This window comes from Corallococcus sp. AB049A (assembly GCF_003668885.1).
GTDB lineage: Bacteria > Myxococcota > Myxococcia > Myxococcales > Myxococcaceae > Corallococcus > Corallococcus interemptor.
In genome coordinates, this window is sequence record NZ_RAWL01001355.1 from 1 (window position 1) to 402 (window position 402).

Annotated in this window: 1 protein-coding gene; it reads right to left on the reverse strand. The window is 68.2% G+C overall.

What is annotated here, in order from left to right; genetic code table 11:
• Positions 1 to 402: response regulator transcription factor (locus D7X55_RS47205; protein WP_147470544.1), on the reverse strand; the 402-nt coding region annotated here is incomplete at both ends.

Consider the following 402-nt stretch of genomic DNA (forward strand, 5'->3'; position numbering starts at 1 on the left):
TCCGCATTCCAGCAGGTGGCGGAAGCGGAACAGGTCACCGTCCCCGCGGATGCCGAGCTTGCGGTAGGCCGAGGTTTTCTGCGAGCTGATCGTGCTGGCTGAACGCCCCGATCGCAGGGCCATTTCGCTGGTGCTGACCCCTTTCAGCACCAGCCCGAGCACTTCCCGTTCGCGCTGGCTCAACGGCACCAGTGCCGGGGCCGGCATTCTGCGTGCACGCGTGCCCGGCAGGTTCAGTTCCGCGCGCAGCTCTGGTGGCACGAAGCGCCCTCCCCGGGCGACCACATCAATGGCACGCAGCAGCACGTCCGGTGGCGTCGACTTGGACAGGAAGCCGCGCGCACCGGCACGCATCGCGGTGGCCACCGTGCTGGCATTGCAGTGTGCCGAGAGCACCAGCAC